We start from the raw sequence: 17,104 nt of genomic DNA on the forward strand, positions 1-17,104 counted from the left end.
CCGCAAGACCCCCGACCTCCTGCACAATCGGGCGCTCGAAGTCAGATCCGGACGAGAACGCGGGGGACGCAACAGGTGACGGACGTGGATGCGGTCGTGGTCGGCGCCGGGCCGACCGGTCTCATGCTGGCCGGTGAGCTCGGCCGGGCCGGCCTGCGAACGCTGGTGCTGGAACGGCGGCCGAGCCCGTCGCAGGCGGCCAAGGCCGGTGGTCTCGCGGGGCAGATCCTGCAGCTGCTGCACTACCGGGGCGAGCTGGACCGGTTCCGCGAGGCGAGCACGAGCGCCTCCCAGCCGGCGGCGCGGTTCCCGTTCGGCGGGCTGCACCTGGACTTCACCCGGTTCGCGGACCCGCCCATGCACGTGATGCTGCTGCCGCAGCCGCGGCTCGAGGCACTCCTCGCCGAGCGCGCGGCCGAGTGCGGGGTCGACGTACGCCGTGGGCACGACGTGGTCGGCCTGGCGCAGCACGACGGATCGGTGACCGTCGAGGTGCGCGGGCGGGAGGGGTCGTACGAGGTGGCCGCACGCTTCCTGGTCGGCTGCGACGGCGGTCGCAGCCGGGTGCGCGAGCTGTCCGGGATCCCCTTCCCCGGCACGGCCTTCCCGGAGATCGAGCGGCTGGCCTCGGTCACCGTGCCCGACTCGGTGACCGTGCTCGACGACGGGAGCCTCGACGTCCGCGACGTCGGCGTTATCCCGTTCGGCTACACCGCGACCGAGCGCGGCGTCTTCGCGTGCTCGGGGTCGGGCGACACGATGGGCGTCTACACCGCCGAGGTGGAGGTGACCGAGTACGACGACGACGTGCCCATGACCGTCGCGGAGCTGAGCGCGAGCGTGAGCCGCGTGCTCGGCCTCGACCTGCCGTTGGGCGAGCCACGCCGGATGACGCGCTTCGGCTACTCGGCGAAGCAGGCCGACGCCTACCGGGACAGGCGGGTCTTCCTGGCCGGCGATGCCGCGCACCTCTTCCCGTCGGGTGGCGTCGCGATCAACGCCGGCATGCTCGATGCGGCCAACCTCGGGTGGAAGCTCGCCGGCAGCGTCCAGGGATGGGCACCGCCCGGCTTGCTCGACACCTACTCCGACGAACGCCGCGCGGCCGCCGAGCGCACCCTGCTCCACACGCGTGCCCAGGTCGCGCTGCGCCGCGGGCACGGGCCGGCCGGCGACGCCCTCCGGACCCTCTTCGCCGAGCTGACCACGGACGAGCAGCCGCTGCTCCGTCTCGGCGCGCTCATGGCCGGCACCGACACGGGGGCTCCGAGGTCGGCTGGGCACCCGCTCGTCGGCGCCTTCGCGACAGACCGAGCCCTGCACGTCGACCACGAGGACCCCAGGCTCGCCGGGCTCCTGCACCAGGCCCGGCCCGTGCTCCTCGACCTCGCCGACCGCGCGGACCTGCGGGACCTCGCCGGCGAGTGGGGCGGCCGCGTGGGCGTCGTCAGCGCCGCGATCGACGACCCACCCGCCGACGCACTCCTGATCCTGCCGGACGCTCGCATCGCCTGGGCTGCCGCGATCGACGAGCCCGGAGCGACCGCGGCGTCCGCACTGCGCGAAGCACTGACCACCTGGTGCGGCGCCCCCACCGTGGGCGTCACCAGCTGACGGCGACGTACTTCGACTCCAGGTAGTCGAGCATGCCCTCGTGGCCGCCCTCGCGGCCGATGCCGGACTGCTTGGTGCCGCCGAAGGGTGCGGCGGGGTCGGAGACGAGGCCGCGGTTGAGACCGACCATGCCGGCGTCGAGTTGCTCGCTGACGCGCAGGCCGCGGGCCAGGTCGCGGGTGTAGACGTAGGAGACCAGGCCGTACTCGGTGTCGTTGGCCATCCGGATCGCGTCGGCCTCGTCGGTGAAGGTGATGATCGGCGCGACCGGCCCGAAGATCTCCTCGCCGAGGATCGCGGCGTCGACAGGTACGTCGAGCAGCACGGTCGGCTCGTAGTAGAAGCCCTCGCGCTCGGGCCGCCTGCCGCCGACCACCACACGGGCACCGGCGGCGACCGCGCCCTGCACGAGCTCGTCGACCTTGGCGGCGGACTCGTCGTTGACGAGCGGGCCGACCTCGGTGTCGTCGGAGGTGCCCGGGCCGACCCGCAGCGCCGACATCCGCTCGGCGAGGCGCCGGCCGAACTCGGCGGCGACGGCCTCGTGCACGTAGAAGCGGTTGGCGGCGGTGCAGGCCTCGCCGGCGTTGCGCATCTTGGCGATCATCGCGCCGTCGACGGCCGCGTCGAGGTCCGCGTCGTCGAGCACGAGGAACGGCGCGTTGCCGCCGAGCTCCATCGAGCAGTTGACGACCTGGTCCGCGGCCTCGCGCAGCAGCACCCGGCCGACCTCGGTGGAGCCGGTGAACGACAGCTTGCGCACCCGCGGGTCGTGCAGCATCGCCGAGACGACGGGACCCGAGCGGCGGGCCGGGAGCACGTTGACGACACCGGCCGGGACGCCGGCGTCCTCGAGGATCTTCGCCATCAGCAGCGCGGTGAGCGGCGTGTCCGAGGCGGGCTTGAGGATCACCGTGCAGCCCGCCGCCAGCGCCGGTCCGATCTTGCGGGTGGCCATCGCGGCCGGGAAGTTCCAGGGCGTGACCAGGACGGCGATGCCGACCGGCTGCTGGAGCACCACGATCCGGTTCGCGCCCGACGGTGCGGTCATCACCGACCCGGACGCGCGGACGGCCTCCTCGGCGTACCAGCGGAAGAACTCCGCGGCGTACGCCGTCTCGCCGCGTGCGTCGGGCAGCGCCTTGCCGTTCTCGAGCGAGATCAGGTGGGCGATCTCCTCGCGCCGCTCGGTCATCAGCTCGAAGGCCCGGCGCAGGATCTCGGCCCGCTCGCGCGGGGGGGTCGCCGCCCAGCCGGCGGCCGCGGCATCTGCCGCGTCGACCGCGGCGACGGCGTCGTCGACGGTCCCGTCCGCGACCGTCGTCAGGACCGCGCCGGTGGCCGGATCGAGCACGTCGAAGCGGCCGCCGTCGGAGGCTGGCACGACCTCGCCGCCGAGGCAGAGGTCCAGCGGGAGGTCGGCGATCCGGTCGAGGGAGAAGTCAGCCATGGGCGGGCCTTTCAGTACGGGTTGGCGACGACGAGCTCCTGCGCGGGGAAGAGCGTGAGGATTTGCGGGCCGTCCTCGGTGATGACGATCTCCTCCTCGATCCGCGCGGCGGAGACGCCGTCGGTGGCGGGGCAGTAGGTCTCGAGCGCGAAGACCATGCCGACCTGGAGCTCGACCGGCTCCTTCATGGAGTTGAGCCGGGAGATGATCGGGCGCTCGTGGAGTCCGAGGCCCAGACCGTGGGCGAACTGGAGGCCGAAGGCCTCCATCTCGCTGCCGAACCCGAACTCCTCGGCGGCCGGCAGCAGCGAGGCGACCTCGTCGGTGCCGACGCCCGCCTTGATGCCGTCGATGCCGCGGTCCATCCACTCCCGTGCCTTGGTGTAGGCGTCGCGCTGGGCCGGCGTCGAGCTGCCGACCGCGAAGGTGCGGTAGTAGCAGGTCCGGTAGCCGTTGAAGGAGTGGATGATGTCGAAGAACGCCTGGTCGCCCGGGCGGATCAGGCGGTCGGTGAAGTTGTGCGGGTGGGGGTTGCAGCGCTCGCCGGAGATCGCGTTGACCGCCTCGACCTGGTCGGAGCCCATGTCGTAGAGCCGTTGGTTGGCGAGCGCGACGATCTGGTTCTCCCGGACGCCGGGCTTCAGCGCCTCGACGATGTCCTGGTAGACGCCGTCCACCATCGCGGCCGCCTGATTGAGCAGGACGATCTCGTCCTGCGACTTGAGGCAGCGCGCGTCGAGCATCAGCTGCTGGGCGTCGACCACGCGCAGCCCCTGACGCTCCATCTCGAAGAGGAACGGCGGCTCGACGATGTCCATGCCGACCGGCAGGTCGGCGACGCCGGCCTCGACGAGCAGCGACCTGATCTCCGAGACGGCGTCGGCCATCAGCCCGACGGACGGCGCGACGGCACCGCGGAAGCCGAGGAAGCCGGCCCGGTAGTTCTCCTCCGGGACCCACCGGGAGTACTTCTTGTGGTGCTTGACCGCGGAGCCGAAGTCCCACAGCACCGGGTCCTGGCCGCGCGCGAGCAGCGCGTAGCGGATCATCTTGTCGCCGAGCGCGCCGCCGATCCACGTCTGCGTCGTGTAGCGGATGTTGTAGAAGTCGAAGAGCAGGAACGCGCCGCACTCACTGGTCTCGAGCGCCTCCTGGGCCCGGCCGAGCCGGTAGCGGCGCAGCCGGTCGAAGTCGACCCGCTCCTCGTAGTCGACGCCCATGTGCCCCGGGGCGGGGACCGGACCGTTCATCCGGCCGGTCACCCACTCAGCCCGTCGTCGACCGGCACGTTCTCCGGCTTCAGGGTGATGCCGGAGCTGTGCGCCTGCAGCTCGAGCAGGATCGCGAAGTCCTCCTCGACCCGGCCGCTGCTGACGCTCGCCTGCACGGCGGCGGCCGCCGCCGCGGCGACCGGCATCGGTACGTCGAGGTCGTGCGCGGCCTCGAACCCGAGGTCGAAGTCCTTGCGCAGCAGGATCGGGGTGAAGGTCGGCGTGAAGTCGAGGTGCACGAAGGCCGGCGACTTGTAGCGCGTGAACACCGAGCCCATCACGGACCTGTTGAGGAACTCCAGGAACGCCGCGCGCGGGATGCCGCCCTTCTCCGCCAGCACGGTGATCTCGGCCAGGTTCTGGGTGACGACACCGAGCATCACGTTGTGGCAGATCTTCGCGAGCCTGGCGAGCTCACCGTCCCCGACGTACGTCGCACCCTTGCCGAGGTGGTCGAGCAGCGGGGCGACGCGCTCGAAGGCCTCCTCCGGGCCGGAGACCACCAGGGTCAGCCCGCCCGACCTCACGACCTTGCCGTTGCCGCTCACCGGCGCGGCCAGGAAGACGGCGCCGAGCTCCGTGCACGCGGCACGCATCGCGGCCGACGCCTCGGTCGACACCGTCGAGCAGTCGACGACCGTGCCGGGCACGTTCGCCGGGTCGGCGAGCAGCCCTCCCTCGCCGACGAGCACCTGCTCGAGGTCGGCGGGGGTCGAGACCATGGTGAAGACGACGTCGTGGCCGCGCAGGTCCGCGATGGTGTCGGCGACGCGGCACCCGACGTCGGTCAGCGCCTCGGCCTTGGCGCGCGTGCGGTTCCACACGGTCACGTCCTCACCGGCCCTCGCGAGGCGGCTGGCCATGGCGGCGCCCATCCGGCCGGCGCCGATCCAGCCGACCGAGAGGGTGCCGGGCTGGTGGGCGGTGGTGTCGGTCATGAGCCTGCCTTCTGGGTCGGGGGCACGGTGAGAGCGATGGACGCGGCCAGCCGGTCGGCCAGCCAGTCGGCGGTGCGGGGTCGGTGCCAGGGCGCGACGTTCGCGCACCCGTGGTTGCCGTCCTCGAGCATCAGCAGCTCGACGGGGCCCGAGACGGCGTCGCGGAGCCGGACGGCGTTCTCCCACGGGATCAGTCGGTCCTGCCGCCCGAAGACGATGAGCAGCGGCGCGACCAGGTCGGCGGCGGCCTCCTCCATCGAGAGGGTCAGCGCGATCTGTCGCGCCTCCTCGTCGCTGCCGGCGCCGCTGCGCACCCGGAAGGTGTCGCGGGTCAGCTGCGGCAGGCCGGACCAGTACTCCCCGAAGTTGAACGGGCCGGCCAGCGAGACGCACGCCGACACGCGGTCACCGAGCGCGGCGGCGATGCGGGGGGCGTAGTAGCCGCCGAGGCTCACGCCCCACACGCCGAGCCGGCTCCGGTCGAGCTCCGGGATCTCGCCCACCGCGGACCAGATCGTCTCGGCGACCGGGCCCCAGTCGCCCCGGATGCGCAGGTCGTACTCCGCCTCGCCCTGGCCGGGACCGTCGATGGTGTACGTCGCCATCCCCCGGACGAGGAACGTCTCCTCGGTCGACCGGAGCTCCTCCTTGGTCGAGTCGAGACCGGGGACGAGCACCACGACCGGGTGGGGTCCGTCGCCGGCCGGCAGGCGGAGCACGGCGACCAGGCGGCTGCCCTCGAACGGCATCTCCACGCGACGCCCCGGTGGGTCCAGGTGCGGCAGCGCGGCGTCGAGGCACGCGACCGCCCGGCCGTGCGCCGCGCGCATCTGGTCAAGGTCCTCGACGAAGACGAACTTGGCGAAGTGGTGGTAGACGGCCGCCTGGGCGAGGTGCTCGCCGGCGGAGCGCAGCCGGCCCTCGGCGAGCGCCGTGCGGCCGAGCTCCTCGTGCTCGGCGCCCGCCGCGACCCACGCGGCACACCAGTCCGACCAGCGCTCCAGCCCGCCGGTCACGCGCTCGAAGTCGGCCACGGTCACGCCGTTCACCGTGAAGCGCGGGCCCCAGTGCGACACCGCTGACGCGACCAGCTCGTCCATCTCGTCCTTCCCCGTGTCGTGCGGCGGCGGCACGCGCGCCTGCAAACGACTGCAGCGTCCTGCCTCCGACTCGGAATGTCAAGCCGCCGGCGCCTCGGAAGCCCGCTGCTGCAATCGACTGCACAATCCGCTACGGTGCGCGGGTGGCTCGCATCGTGGTCGGCTCGTTCACTCCGTCGCTCCTGCTCGACGTGGCGCGGTCCACCGGCCGCCTCACCAACCACGGCCTCGACGTCGACGAGGTCGCCGTCGCGTCGTCACCGGCGCAGTTCCGGTCCTTGCTCGACGGCGGGCTGGACGTCGCGCTGACCAGTCCCGACAACGCGCTCGCCTACCGCTTCGACCCGCGCAACCCCCTGGGCGAGCTGGCCGACGTGCGCATCGTCGCCGCGATCGACCGCGGGATGGGGCTGGGCCTCTACGGACGTCCGGGGTCGGCGCCGGCCGACCTCGCCGGTGCCCGGGTCGGGGTCGACGTGGCCACGTCCGGCTTCGCGCTCGCGCTCTACGCCCTCGCCGACTCGCTCGGCGTGCACCGTGACGCCTACGAGCTGGTCGCCCTCGGGTCGACCCCACGACGCCTCGAGGCGCTGCTGGCCGGGGACTGCACCGCCACGATGCTCAACGCCGGCAACGAGCTGGTCGCCGAGCAGCACGGCTGCGTGCGGCTGGCGTCGGTGGCCGATCGGCTCTCGCCGTACCTCGGGACGGTCGTCGCCGTGTCCGGCTCGGCGCGCCTCGACGCCGCCCGGCGGCTGGCGTCGGCCCTGCTCGAGACCGCCCACACCATCGTCGCCGGCGGGCTCGACACCGAGGTGGCCGCGTCGGCCGGTCGCCGGCTCGGCCTCGACGACGAGCTCGCGCGACGCTACGTCGACCGGTTGCGCGACCCGCGCGACGGCCTGGTGCCCGACGGCGTCGCCGACCGCGCCGCGCTAAAGACGCTCGTGCGCCTGCGCAGCACCTACCTCCCGAACCCCGGGCCGGACGGCGGCGACGTGCTCGACGCCGCTCTCGACGAGGACTCCGGCCTGGTGCACAGGTGAGGACCGCCCAGACCACCAGCCTGCGGCGGCTGCAGGCCACGACGTTCGTCAGCACGCTCGACCGGTTCGCGATGCCGCCGATGCTGGTGGCCATCGCCGCCGGCCTCGGCGCACCGCTGAGCGAGATCGTCCAGGCGGCGGGCGCGTACTTCCTCGTCTACGGCCTGTGCCAGCCGGTCTGGGGCGCGGTGTCCGACCGGCTGGGTCGCGTGCACACCATGCGGCTGACGCTGCTCGCCGCGGGCCTGCTCTCCCTGTTGTCGGCGGCGGCGTGGTCGCCGCTCTCGCTCGCCGTGACCCGCGGTCTCGCGGGCGGCTTCTTCGGCGCGGCGTACCCCTCGACCCTGATCTACGTCGGCGACACGGTGGCCATCTCCGAGCGGCAGCGCGACATCGCCCGGCTGATGGTCGGCGTCGCGGTCGGCACCGCACTCGCGTCCGTCGGCGCGGGCGTGCTCGCCGACGTGTCGTCGTGGCGGGTCGCGTTCGTGATCACCGGCGGCGCATCGGTCGTGCTGTCGTGGACGTTGCGGCGGCTGCCCGAGCCGGACGCCGCCCTGCGACCGGGCTCGGTGCGCGAGGCGGTCGGGTCGGTGCGCCGCTCGCCGGTGACGCTGCTGGTGCTGCTCTTCGCCTTCGCCGAGGGCGCCGTGCTCCTGGGTGGCCTGACGTTGCTGCCGCCCGCGGTCGAGGACGCCGGCGCCACCGCGGCGGTCGCCGGCGCGGTCACCGGCGTGTACGGCGTGTCGGTGTTCCTCGGATCCCGACTCGTCGGTCGTCTCGCCGGCTCCTGGCACCCGGCGCGACTGATCGGCTTCGGCGCCGGTTGCGCCGTCGTCGGGTGCGGGCTGCTCGCGATCTCGCAGGAGGCGCCGATGGCGGCGGCGGTCGCGGTGCTGCTCGGACTGGCGTGGACGTCGATGCACTCCTCGCTGCAGACCTGGGCCACCGAGGTGCTCCCGCAGGCACGGGCGACGGTCGTGTCGTTCTTCGCCGGAGCGCTCTTCGTCGGCAGCGCCCTGGCCGCCGTCCTCGTCGCGGGACTGGTCGACGAGGGCCGGTTCTCACTGATCTACGCGATGTACGCCGCCCTCGCCGTACCGCTCGGCGTGGTGGCGAGCTGGCGGCGGCGCCGGTGGCACCGCCCGTCGATCGGGGCACCCTAGGATGCCCCTTGTGCAGACCCCGACGCTCCGGGACGTGGCCGACGCAGCGGGCGTCCACCCAGCCACCGCCTCGCGTGCGCTCAATCCGGCGACGCGGGGACTGGTCAACGCCGAGACGGCACGCCGCGTCATCAAGGTCGCCGAGTCGCTCGGGTACCGGCCGAACCCGATCGCCCGCGGCCTGAAGACGGCGAAGTCCGGCACCGTCGGGCTGGTCATCCCCGACCTGACCAACCCGCTCTTCCCGCCGATCGTGCGCGGCATCGAGGACGTGCTCGAGCCCGCCGGCTACAGCGGTCTGATCGTCAACACCGACAACGACCCCCACCGCGAGCGCCAGCAGATCGAGTCACTGCGCTCGCGGCAGGTCGAGGGCCTGATCGTCGCCACCGCGCTCCTCGACCACCCGCTGCTCGGCCAGCTGCGCCGCGAGGGCGTGTTGATGGTGATGGTCAACCGACGTCCCGAGAGCGTCGACGTCCCCTCGATCACGCCGGATGACGCGACGGGCATCGAGCTCGCCGTCCGGCACCTCGTCGAGCTCGGCCACCGCCGGATCGCCCATCTCGCCGGCCCGCTGAACACCTCCACCGGGCTGGTCCGGGCCCGCGCCTTCCGCAGCGCGGTCCGCGACCTGGGGCTGGAGGACGACCCCGCGCTGGTCGCCCACTGCGACTACTGGAGCGAGGACGCCGGCGCCGCGGCCCTGCGCGCCCTGCTGGACAGCGGCACGGAGTTCACCGCGGTCGTGGCCGGCAACGACCTGATCGCGCTGGGCTGCTACGACGTGTTCGCCGAGCGCGACATCGACTGCCCGCGCGACGTCAGCGTCGTCGGCTTCAACGACATGCCGTTCCTCGACAAGCTGCGCCCGCCACTCACCACGGTCTCGGTCCCGCACCAGCAGATCGGCGGCGAGGCGGCCCGGCTGCTGCTCGACGCCATCGCCGACCCGACCCGGCCGTCCCGGTCCGTGCTGCTGCCGCTCACCCTGGTCGTGCGAGGCTCCACGGCGCCGCCGCGCTGATCACGGTCAGGCGGCCTTGGCGAGGCGCCGCGCCTGCTGCTCGAGGCGGGCCTGAGCGGCACGACGCACCCTCGGGCCCTTGGTGCTCATCGCCCACAGCAGCTTGGTCTGCTGCGGCACGTTGGTGAGGTCGGTCGTCGACAGCCAGCCGTTGGGCAGCGACAGCCGGACCACCTTGTGCCAGGCCGAGTGGACCTGCTGCGGCAGCGGCGCCGAGTGGTAGTTGAGGTCGTACTTCTCGAAGAGCGCCTTCACCTTCGGGGCGATCTCGGCGTACCGGTTGCTCGGCAGGTCGGGGAAGAGGTGGTGCTCGATCTGGTGCGAGAGGTTGCCGGTCATGATGTGCATGGCCTTCGACCCGGAGATGTTGGCGGAGCCGAGCATCTGGCGCACGTACCACTCGCCGCGGCTCTCGCGGTCCGGGATCGCCTTCCTCTCGAAGGTCTCCACCCCTTCGGGGAAGTGACCGCACATGATCACCGAGTGCGACCACAGGTTGCGCACCAGGTTGGCGGTGAAGTTCGCGGCCAGCGTCGGCAGGAACGACCCGGTCGGGATCGACAGCGCCGGGTGCACGACGTAGTCCTTGGTGGCCTGCTTGCGGATCTTCTTCAGCGTGCCCTTGAGGTTGCGCCTGAACTCCGCCGACCGCTTCTCCTTCGGCAGCCGCAGGTTGTAGCCGAGCTCGAGGTCGTACGCCGCGATGCCGTACTCGAAGAAGCAGGCGTTGATGAAGTTCCACAGCGGCTGGGCGAGGTGGGCCGGGTGCCAGCGCTGGTCCTCGTCGACGCGCATGATGCCGTAGCCGAGGTCGTTGTCCTTGCCGACGATGTTCGTGTAGGTGTGGTGGATCTCGTTGTGGGAGTGCTTCCAGCCGTCGGCGGTCGAGGCGTTGTCCCACTCCCATGTCGTGGAGTGGATCTTGGGGTCGCGCATCCAGTCCCACTGGCCGTGCATGACGTTGTGGCCGATCTCCATGTTCTCGAGGATCTTGGCGACCGACAGGCCCATCGTGCCGAGCACCCACGCGGGCGGGAACGTCGAGAAGAGCAGCACGGCCCGGCTGCCGAGCTCGAGGCGGCGCTGCACGTCGACGACCTTGCGGATGTACGCCGAGTCGCGGTCGCCGCGGGTGTCGAGGACCTCCTGGCGGATCGCGTCGAGCTCGACGCCGATCTGCTCGATGTCCTCCGGCGTGAGGTGGGCGGTCGGGTTCACGGGCTTCTTCGTGATGGCGGTCATGTCATCGCTCCTGGTGGTCGATGTGGCAAGGCCCGGCGGCCGCATTGATGCAGGTCTGGATCGGTACGCCGCCGGGGCCGGTCTCGCCGGGCACCGCGACGGTGAGCGCGCCGTTGCGCAGGTCGCGCACCGCGCCCTCCTTCAGCGGCAGCACACAGCCCATGCAGATGCCCATCCGGCAGCCGCTGGGCATCAGGACGCCGGCGTTCTCGGCGGCGTCGAGGATCGGGGTCGCGCCGTCGGCGTCGAGCTCGGTGCCGCCGGCGAACGTCACGGTGCCGCCTTCGGCGGCCTCGACCAGCTGCGGACGGAAGCGCTCGGTGGCCAGCGCGATGCCGCGCTCGTCGTAGTGCTCCTGGAGCGCGTCCAGCAGGCCCGCAGGACCGCAGGCGTAGGCGGTGCGCTCAGCCAGGTCGGGAACGATCCGGTCGAGCTCCGCGACGTCGAGCAGGCCGTGGGTGTCGGTGTGCATCTCGACGAGCCGCAGCCACCCGGCCTCGTCGTACTGCCGCAGCTCGCCGCCGAAGATCACCTCGTTGCGCGACATCGCGGAGTGGAGCAGCAGGATGTCGGTCGCCGGTCGCTCGGCGCGGTGGAAGAGGTTGCGGAGCATGCCGATGACCGGGGTGATGCCCGATCCGCCGGTGACGAGCAGCAGCTTGTCGGGGATCGGCTGCGGCAGCACGAACTCGCCCTCGGCCTGGTGCAGCTGGATCATCTGGCCCGGCTGCGCACGCCGGACGAGGTGGTTGGAGACGACGCCGTCGGGGATCGCCTTGACGGTGACGCTGATCCGGCGGTCGGCGCGCGGGCCGTGGGTGAGCGAGTACGTGCGCCAGAGGCGGACGCCGTCGACGTCGACGCCCACGCGGACGTACTGCCCCGGCACGTGACCGGCCCAGTCGCGCCCGGGCTGGAGCACGATGGTCGCCGACTGGTGGGTCTCGGGCCGGACCTCGACGATGCGCGCGCGCAGATCGGCCCCGCGGCGCAGCGGGTGGAAGACGTCGAGCACGTCGCTGAGCTCGAGCGGCGTCACGGCCGACTCCGCGACCCGGCGCAGCCCGTCCCGCACGGCCCGGAGCCGGGTCGACCGGCCGAGACCGGAGCGGGTCGTCGCAGACGGGACGGCGATGCTCATGACCACCAGTCTGCTGGCACCTGGATGCAAGATCATGACCACAGGACGTGAAGATCTGGCTCACAGTTGTTCGCAGATGACAAAATGAGCCAATGACCACCGCGCGGCACACCGCCGACCACCGCCTGCGCCTGCCGCCGAAGGCGGTGGAGCGGATGCGCGCCGAGCTGCCCGACGTCGCCGAGCACGTCGTCGCGGCGATCATCGAGGAGGTGCCCAGCTACACCGACGCGTTCAGCGGACCGATGGGCCAGACCATCCGCAACGCGGTGCAGCTCGCGCTGGGCGGATTCCTCTCGCTGGCGAGCGGCAAGCGCGGCGCGGACCAGTCGACGCCGACCGCGCCGGCGGTCGACGGCGCCTACCAGCTCGGTCGCGGCGAGGCCCGGAGCGGCCGGACGACCGAGGCGCTGCTCGCGGCGTACCGCATCGGCGCCCGGGTCTCCTGGCGTGAGATGTCGACGACCGCGGTGCGCAACGGGCTCGACGGCGAGACCCTGGCGGCCTTCGCGGAGCTGGTCTTCGCCTACATCGACGAGCTCTCCGCCGCCAGCGTGGCCGGCCACACCGACGAGCTCGCCACGACGGGGCGGGTGCGGCAGCGCCGCCTCGAGCGGATCGCCCACCAGCTGCTCAGCGGGGCACCGTCGGGCGCCGTCCTGGCGGCAGCCGAGCGCGCCGGGTGGGAGCCGCCGAAAACGCTGACCGCCGTCATCGTGCCCGAGGCGCAGGTGCGGCCCGTGCTCGCCGCGGTCTCTCCGGGCACGATCGCGGCGACCGAGCCGCCCGAGCTCGACGAGGCCGTGCTCCTGCTGGTGCCCGACGCGCACGGCCACCGGCGTGCGGCGCTGCTGCGCACGCTCGGCACCCGCGGCTGCACCGCGGGGCCGCCGCGGCCGTGGCTCGAGGTGCGCGCCTCCTACGACCGGGCCCTGCGGGCGCGCGCCGCGGGACTCGACCTCGACACCGAGGCGCACCTGGTGCCGCTCGTGCTGGAGGCCGATCCCGCCGCCCGCGCGGACCTGCGCGCGCAGGTGCTCGCGCCGCTGTCGGACCTGCGCCCCGGGACCGCCGAGAAGCTCACCGACACGCTGCGCTCGTGGGTGCTGCACCACGGTCGCCGCGACCAGGTGGCGGCCGACCTCTTCGTGCACCCGCAGACGGTGCGCTACCGGATGGGTCAGCTGCGGGAGCTCTACGGCGACCGGCTCGACGACCCGTCGTACGTGCTGGCCCTGACGGTGGCGCTGGGCTGACTCACGGGCGTCGGTCGTCCGGCGGGTCCTCGCCGACCAGCCCGTCGACCGACTCGCGGATCAGGTCGGCGTGGCCGACGTGCCGCCCGTACTCCTCGATCATGTCGCAGACCAGGCGGCGGGCGTTGACGTGGTTGCCCTCGTCGTCGCTCACGTCGGCGGCGAAGTCGAGCCCACCCGCGGCAATGGCCTCGGCGACCAGCGCGCGACCCTGCGCGACCGACTCCTCGAAGAGCGCCTCGAGCGACTCCGGGGTGTCGTCGTCCTCGACCCGGAAGTGCCAGTCGGGGTCGTCCCAGTCTGCCTGGTCGAACGGCGCGAACGGCCGGCGCCCGTGCAGCTTCCACGCGAACGTGATCGCCTCGACCGCGGACAGGTGCTTGAGCAGCCCGCCCAGGGTGAGGCTCGAGGGTCCGAGCGTCGCCCGGATGCCGGCGGCGTCGAGCCCGCCGCACTTCCACAGCAGGTAGCCGCGCAGCCGCTCCAGGGCACCGAGGAGGGCCTCGACCTCGCTGCCGGCCAGTGGGGGCTCGTTCCTGATGCTCAGCTCGCTCATGTCCGGCACACTAGGACCATTCCCGGACGATCTGCTTCCCCGACCTCGCGGGCGCTGCGCGCTCTCGAGCTCATCCAGGCGCGCCCCGGCATCACCGCCGACGACCTCGGCGTCGGGCTGGGCGTCACCGGCCGGGCCGCGCGGCGCTACGTCGCGATCCTGCGGGAGGCCGACCTGCCGATCGAGTCGGTGAGCGGACCGTACGGCGGCTACCGGGTCGGCCGCGGGCTGCGGCTGCCGCCGCTGATGTTCACGGCGGCCGAGGCCGCCGGGCTGGTGATGGCCACGCTCGAGGGGCATCCGGGCGCGGCCGACCCCTCCGACGTCGTCGGCGGGGCGTTGGCGAAGATCCTGCGCTCGCTGCCCGAGCGCGTCGTCGTACCGAGCCCGCGTCCGAGCGGGCACGCGACGCCGCACGGGCACCTCGAGCGGCTGCTCGCGGCGTGCGCGGCGAGCCACCCGCTCCGACTGTCCTACCGGATCGGCGCCCGCACCTCGGCGATGGAGGTCGAGCCGTGGGCCGTCGTCCTGCGACACAGCCGGTGGTACCTGCTCTGCTGGTCGCGCAGCCGCGGCGCGCAGCGGGTGCTGCGCGCCGACCGGGTCGAGGACGCCGCCGTGCTGCCGGGGAGCTTCTCGCCACCGCAGGACCTCGACGCCGTGCGCACGATCGAGGAGCACTTCTCGCAGGGCTGGCGGTACGGCGTGGAGGTGCTGGTCGACGCGCCGCCCACGTGGGTGCGTCGGTGGGTGCCGCCCAGCCTGGCCCGGCTCGAGGCTGTCGAGGACGACCGGACGCGGATGGTGGCCACGACCGATGACCCGGACTGGTACGCCCGACGGCTCGCTGCCGTCCCGGTGACGTTCCGGGTCGTCGGATCGCCCGAGCTGCGTCGGGCCCTCCGCGACCTGTCCGGGCGGCTGTCGTCAGCCGCCGACGAGTCGTAGCTGCCGGTCGAGCTCGGTGCGGAGCTCCGCCCGCAGCTCGTCGTGCTCGGGGCCCGTGGCGTGCTCCGGACCGACCCGCTTCGTCCAGTGGTGGAGCGCGGCCGGCCACCCGACGATGTCGTCGGGCTCCCAGTGGTAGCGCGGCGTGACGTGGGCGTGCAGGAACGCGTCGGTGTTGCCCTGGATCTCGAGGTTGATCCGCCTGAACTGCGGGTCGCGCCGGGCGCACACCGCCGACACGGCCCGGCCGAGGAGGGCCATGTCCTCGAGGAAGAGCAGCTGCCGGTCCGGCGTCAGGTCGGTCAGCTGGTCGACGCCGGGGGTGTCGGAGATCAGCACGCAGTAGCCCGGCAGGTGCTGCACGTCGGCGATCACGGCGTACCCCGCCCGCATCCTCCTCAGCACCATCGGGTTCGTGCCGGCCAGCGCCGTACCCACGCGGTCGTGGCGGAAGTCGTCGGTCACGGCCGTGAGCCTACGGCCCGCTTGCTCGGGGCCGGCCCGGCTCGTCGACGCGTGCGGACTTCTCGGGGTGTGCCTGCGCTTCTCGGGTGTTGCGGTGCCGCAGAAGTGCGGGAATACCCGGTGCACCGGGTATTCCCGCACCCACCGCGCCGCTCAGATCCCCTGCCAGGCAGGCTTCCCGGCGTACACCTCGCGGTAGTAGTCGAGCCGGGCGAGCCGGGAGGCGGCGTCGGGGTCGAGCAGCACGGTGGCGTGCGGGTGCAGCTGGAGCACGGACGCGGGGCAGGACGCGGAGACCGGGCCCTCGACGGCGGCGGCGACCGCGGCGGCCTTGGCCGCGCCGGCGGCGACGAGCAGCAGGTGCCGGGCGCGCAGGATCGTGCCGAGGCCCTGCGTCAGCACGTGCCGCGGCACGTCGCCGACCGAGCCGAAGAAGCGGGCGTTGTCCCGCCGGGTCTGCGCGGTGAGTGTCTTCATCCGGGTCGCGGACGCGAGCGACGAGCCCGGCTCGTTGAAGGCGAGGTGGCCGTCGGCGCCGATGCCGAGCACCTGCAGGTCCACCCCACCGGCGGCCTCGATCGCCGCCTCGTAGCGAGCGCCCGCCTCGGGCAGGCCGTCGGGCGTCGGGTCCGGGCTCGCGATCCGCGCCCGCGGGATGCCGAGCCCGTCGGTGCACTCGCGGAAGATGGTCTCGCGGTAGGTCTCCGGGTGGCCGGCGGGCAGCCCGACGTACTCGTCGAGGGTGAAGCACCGCACCGCGTCGTACGACGGGCCCGCGCCGGCCGCGTGGCGCCGGATCAGCTCCTGGTACGCCGGGAGCGGGCTCGACCCGGTCGCCAGGCCGAGCACGGCGTCGGGGCGCCGTCGCACCAGCGTCTCGATCGCGTCGGCGGCGACGGCGCCGAGCTCGGCGGCCGACGAGAGCGGCACGACCTCCATCAGTCGGCCGCCAGGCGCAGGTCGTCGGTGAGCCGGATCCGCTCCTCGCGCGCAGGCAGACCCAGGAGTCCGAGAGGCGTGGTGGTGGCGGTGGCCACGGCGTCGTCGAGCGTGCAGCCGGTCTGCGCGACGAGGACCCGCAGGCAGTCGAGCAGGGACGCCGCGGAGCCGGCGAGGGTGCCGTCGGCGAGCCGCACGGTGCCGCCGGCGACGACGACGTCCTGGTCGCCGAGCCGGGTCGGTCCGTCGGGCAGCCCGAGCGCGGCGGTGGTGTCGGAGACCGAGACGAACCGCTCCGGTCCCAGCGCCCGCCAGGCTGCTCGCACGAAGTGGGGGTCGAGGTGGTGGCCGTCGACGATCAGGCCCGCGGCGAGGTCGTCGCCGCCGAGCGCGACGCCCACGGGTCCGGGCTCGCGGGGCAGCATCGGCGCCATCGCGTTGCCCAGGTGGGTCACCCAGCGCGCACCGGCCTCGACCGCGGCGACGACGTCGGCGGTCCCGGCGGCCGTGTGGCCGACCGACACGAGGATGCCGCGGTCGACCAGTCGCTCGATCACCTCCAGCGCGCCGGGCAGCTCGGGGGCGATCGTGGCGATCACGACGCCGGCCTCGCGCGACCAGCCGTCGACGATGTCGAGCGAGGGCGGGCGCAGCCAGTGCTCCGGGTGGGCGCCCTTGCGGGCCGGGGCGATCATCGGCCCCTCGAAGTGGAGGCCGAGCGGCTCGGCTCCCGACCACCCGGCGGGCGGGCCGGCGGCGAACGTCGCCAGCGCCCGTTCTCGCGCCGCCGGATCGCTGGTGATGACGGTCGGGACGAACGCGACCACGCCGTGCGCCGGCAGCGCGGCCGCGACCTCCCACAGCCGGTGCGGCTCGTCGGTCAGGTCGATGCCGGCCGCGCCGTTGACCTGGATGTCGACGAGTCCGGGGATGGTCGTCATCGCT

General features: G+C 73.2%; 16 protein-coding genes. 6 read left to right on the top strand and 10 right to left on the bottom strand.

The window, feature by feature from the left end:
* The first annotated feature begins 75 nt into the window (after positions 1-75).
* The gene (locus PZ894_RS11730) at positions 76-1,614 is read left to right on the top strand and encodes an FAD-dependent monooxygenase (protein WP_275744963.1); all 1,539 of its coding nucleotides are present in this window, start codon (positions 76-78) and stop codon (positions 1,612-1,614) included.
* Here the strand turns inward: PZ894_RS11730 and PZ894_RS11735 are convergent.
* From PZ894_RS11735 to PZ894_RS11750, 4 genes are read right to left on the bottom strand one after another with little or no spacing between them, the layout of a single operon-like run.
* Positions 1,604-3,064: an NAD-dependent succinate-semialdehyde dehydrogenase gene (locus tag PZ894_RS11735; RefSeq protein WP_275744965.1), complete on the bottom strand. Its 1,461-nt coding sequence runs from the start codon at positions 3,062-3,064 to the stop codon at positions 1,604-1,606. The genes PZ894_RS11730 and PZ894_RS11735 overlap by 11 nt on opposite strands.
* A gap of 11 nt (positions 3,065-3,075) precedes the next feature.
* Complete coding sequence (locus PZ894_RS11740) at positions 3,076-4,314, bottom strand: Xaa-Pro peptidase family protein (RefSeq protein WP_275744967.1); 1,239 nt, start codon at positions 4,312-4,314, stop codon at positions 3,076-3,078.
* A gap of 8 nt (positions 4,315-4,322) precedes the next feature.
* A complete protein-coding gene (locus PZ894_RS11745; RefSeq protein WP_275744968.1) occupies positions 4,323-5,273 on the bottom strand; it encodes an NAD(P)-dependent oxidoreductase in 951 nt (316 codons plus the stop codon).
* Complete coding sequence (locus PZ894_RS11750) at positions 5,270-6,373, bottom strand: YqiA/YcfP family alpha/beta fold hydrolase (protein WP_275744970.1); 1,104 nt, start codon at positions 6,371-6,373, stop codon at positions 5,270-5,272. The genes PZ894_RS11745 and PZ894_RS11750 overlap by 4 nt, the downstream gene beginning before the upstream one ends.
* Before the next feature lie 143 nt (positions 6,374-6,516).
* Here PZ894_RS11750 and PZ894_RS11755 point away from each other — a divergent pair, with 143 nt between their 5' ends.
* Genes PZ894_RS11755 through PZ894_RS11765 form a run of 3 tightly spaced genes read left to right on the top strand, consistent with a single transcriptional unit; the run spans position 6,517 to position 9,612 of the window.
* Positions 6,517-7,419 carry a hypothetical protein gene (locus PZ894_RS11755; RefSeq protein ID WP_275744972.1) on the top strand — a complete coding sequence of 301 codons (903 nt, stop codon included), beginning with the start codon at positions 6,517-6,519 and terminating at the stop codon, positions 7,417-7,419.
* Complete coding sequence (locus tag PZ894_RS11760; RefSeq protein ID WP_275744973.1) at positions 7,416-8,585, top strand: MFS transporter; 1,170 nt, start codon at positions 7,416-7,418, stop codon at positions 8,583-8,585. Before PZ894_RS11755 ends, PZ894_RS11760 begins: the two co-directional genes overlap by 4 nt.
* Positions 8,586-8,619: 34 nt before the next feature.
* Positions 8,620-9,612, top strand: a complete 993-nt coding sequence (locus PZ894_RS11765) for a LacI family DNA-binding transcriptional regulator (protein ID WP_275744975.1) — start codon at positions 8,620-8,622, stop codon at positions 9,610-9,612.
* Positions 9,613-9,618: 6 nt separating this feature from the next.
* Here the strand turns inward: PZ894_RS11765 and PZ894_RS11770 are convergent, their stop codons facing one another.
* Positions 9,619-10,854: an acyl-CoA desaturase gene (locus tag PZ894_RS11770; protein ID WP_275744976.1), complete on the bottom strand. Its 1,236-nt coding sequence runs from the start codon at positions 10,852-10,854 to the stop codon at positions 9,619-9,621.
* Position 10,855: 1 nt separating this feature from the next.
* Positions 10,856-11,995, bottom strand: coding sequence for a ferredoxin reductase (locus tag PZ894_RS11775; RefSeq protein WP_275744977.1), 1,140 nt, complete (start codon positions 11,993-11,995; stop codon positions 10,856-10,858).
* A 92-nt stretch (positions 11,996-12,087) separates the two neighbouring features.
* Between PZ894_RS11775 and PZ894_RS11780 the strand changes: the two genes are divergently transcribed.
* Positions 12,088-13,251, top strand: coding sequence for a PucR family transcriptional regulator (locus tag PZ894_RS11780; RefSeq protein ID WP_275744979.1), 1,164 nt, complete (start codon positions 12,088-12,090; stop codon positions 13,249-13,251).
* Position 13,252: 1 nt separating this feature from the next.
* On the opposite strand, the gene PZ894_RS11785 is transcribed toward PZ894_RS11780, so the two are convergent.
* On the bottom strand, positions 13,253-13,807 hold the full coding sequence (locus tag PZ894_RS11785) for a DUF664 domain-containing protein (RefSeq protein WP_275744981.1): 555 nt from the start codon (positions 13,805-13,807) through the stop codon (positions 13,253-13,255).
* A gap of 54 nt (positions 13,808-13,861) precedes the next feature.
* Between PZ894_RS11785 and PZ894_RS11790 the strand changes: the two genes are divergently transcribed.
* A complete protein-coding gene (locus PZ894_RS11790) occupies positions 13,862-14,755 on the top strand; it encodes a WYL domain-containing protein (RefSeq protein WP_275745769.1) in 894 nt (297 codons plus the stop codon).
* On the opposite strand, the gene PZ894_RS11795 is transcribed toward PZ894_RS11790, so the two are convergent.
* The 3 genes from PZ894_RS11795 to PZ894_RS11805 all read right to left on the bottom strand — a co-directional run bounded on the left by PZ894_RS11795 (position 14,735) and on the right by PZ894_RS11805 (position 17,100).
* Entirely contained in the window at positions 14,735-15,220 is a 486-nt protein-coding gene (locus PZ894_RS11795; protein WP_275744982.1) for a diadenosine tetraphosphate hydrolase, read from the bottom strand. The two genes, PZ894_RS11790 and PZ894_RS11795, sit on opposite strands and share 21 nt — an antisense overlap.
* 153 nt (positions 15,221-15,373) lie before the next feature.
* The gene (locus PZ894_RS11800) at positions 15,374-16,159 is read right to left on the bottom strand and encodes a glucosamine-6-phosphate deaminase (RefSeq protein ID WP_275744984.1); all 786 of its coding nucleotides are present in this window, start codon (positions 16,157-16,159) and stop codon (positions 15,374-15,376) included.
* Positions 16,159-17,100: an amidohydrolase family protein gene (locus PZ894_RS11805; RefSeq protein ID WP_275744986.1), complete on the bottom strand. Its 942-nt coding sequence runs from the start codon at positions 17,098-17,100 to the stop codon at positions 16,159-16,161. Before PZ894_RS11805 ends, PZ894_RS11800 begins: the two co-directional genes overlap by 1 nt.
* Positions 17,101-17,104: the final 4 nt, after the last annotated feature.

It is taken from the genome of Nocardioides sp. YIM 152315, assembly GCF_029210375.1.
In the GTDB taxonomy this organism is placed as follows: domain Bacteria; phylum Actinomycetota; class Actinomycetes; order Propionibacteriales; family Nocardioidaceae; genus Nocardioides.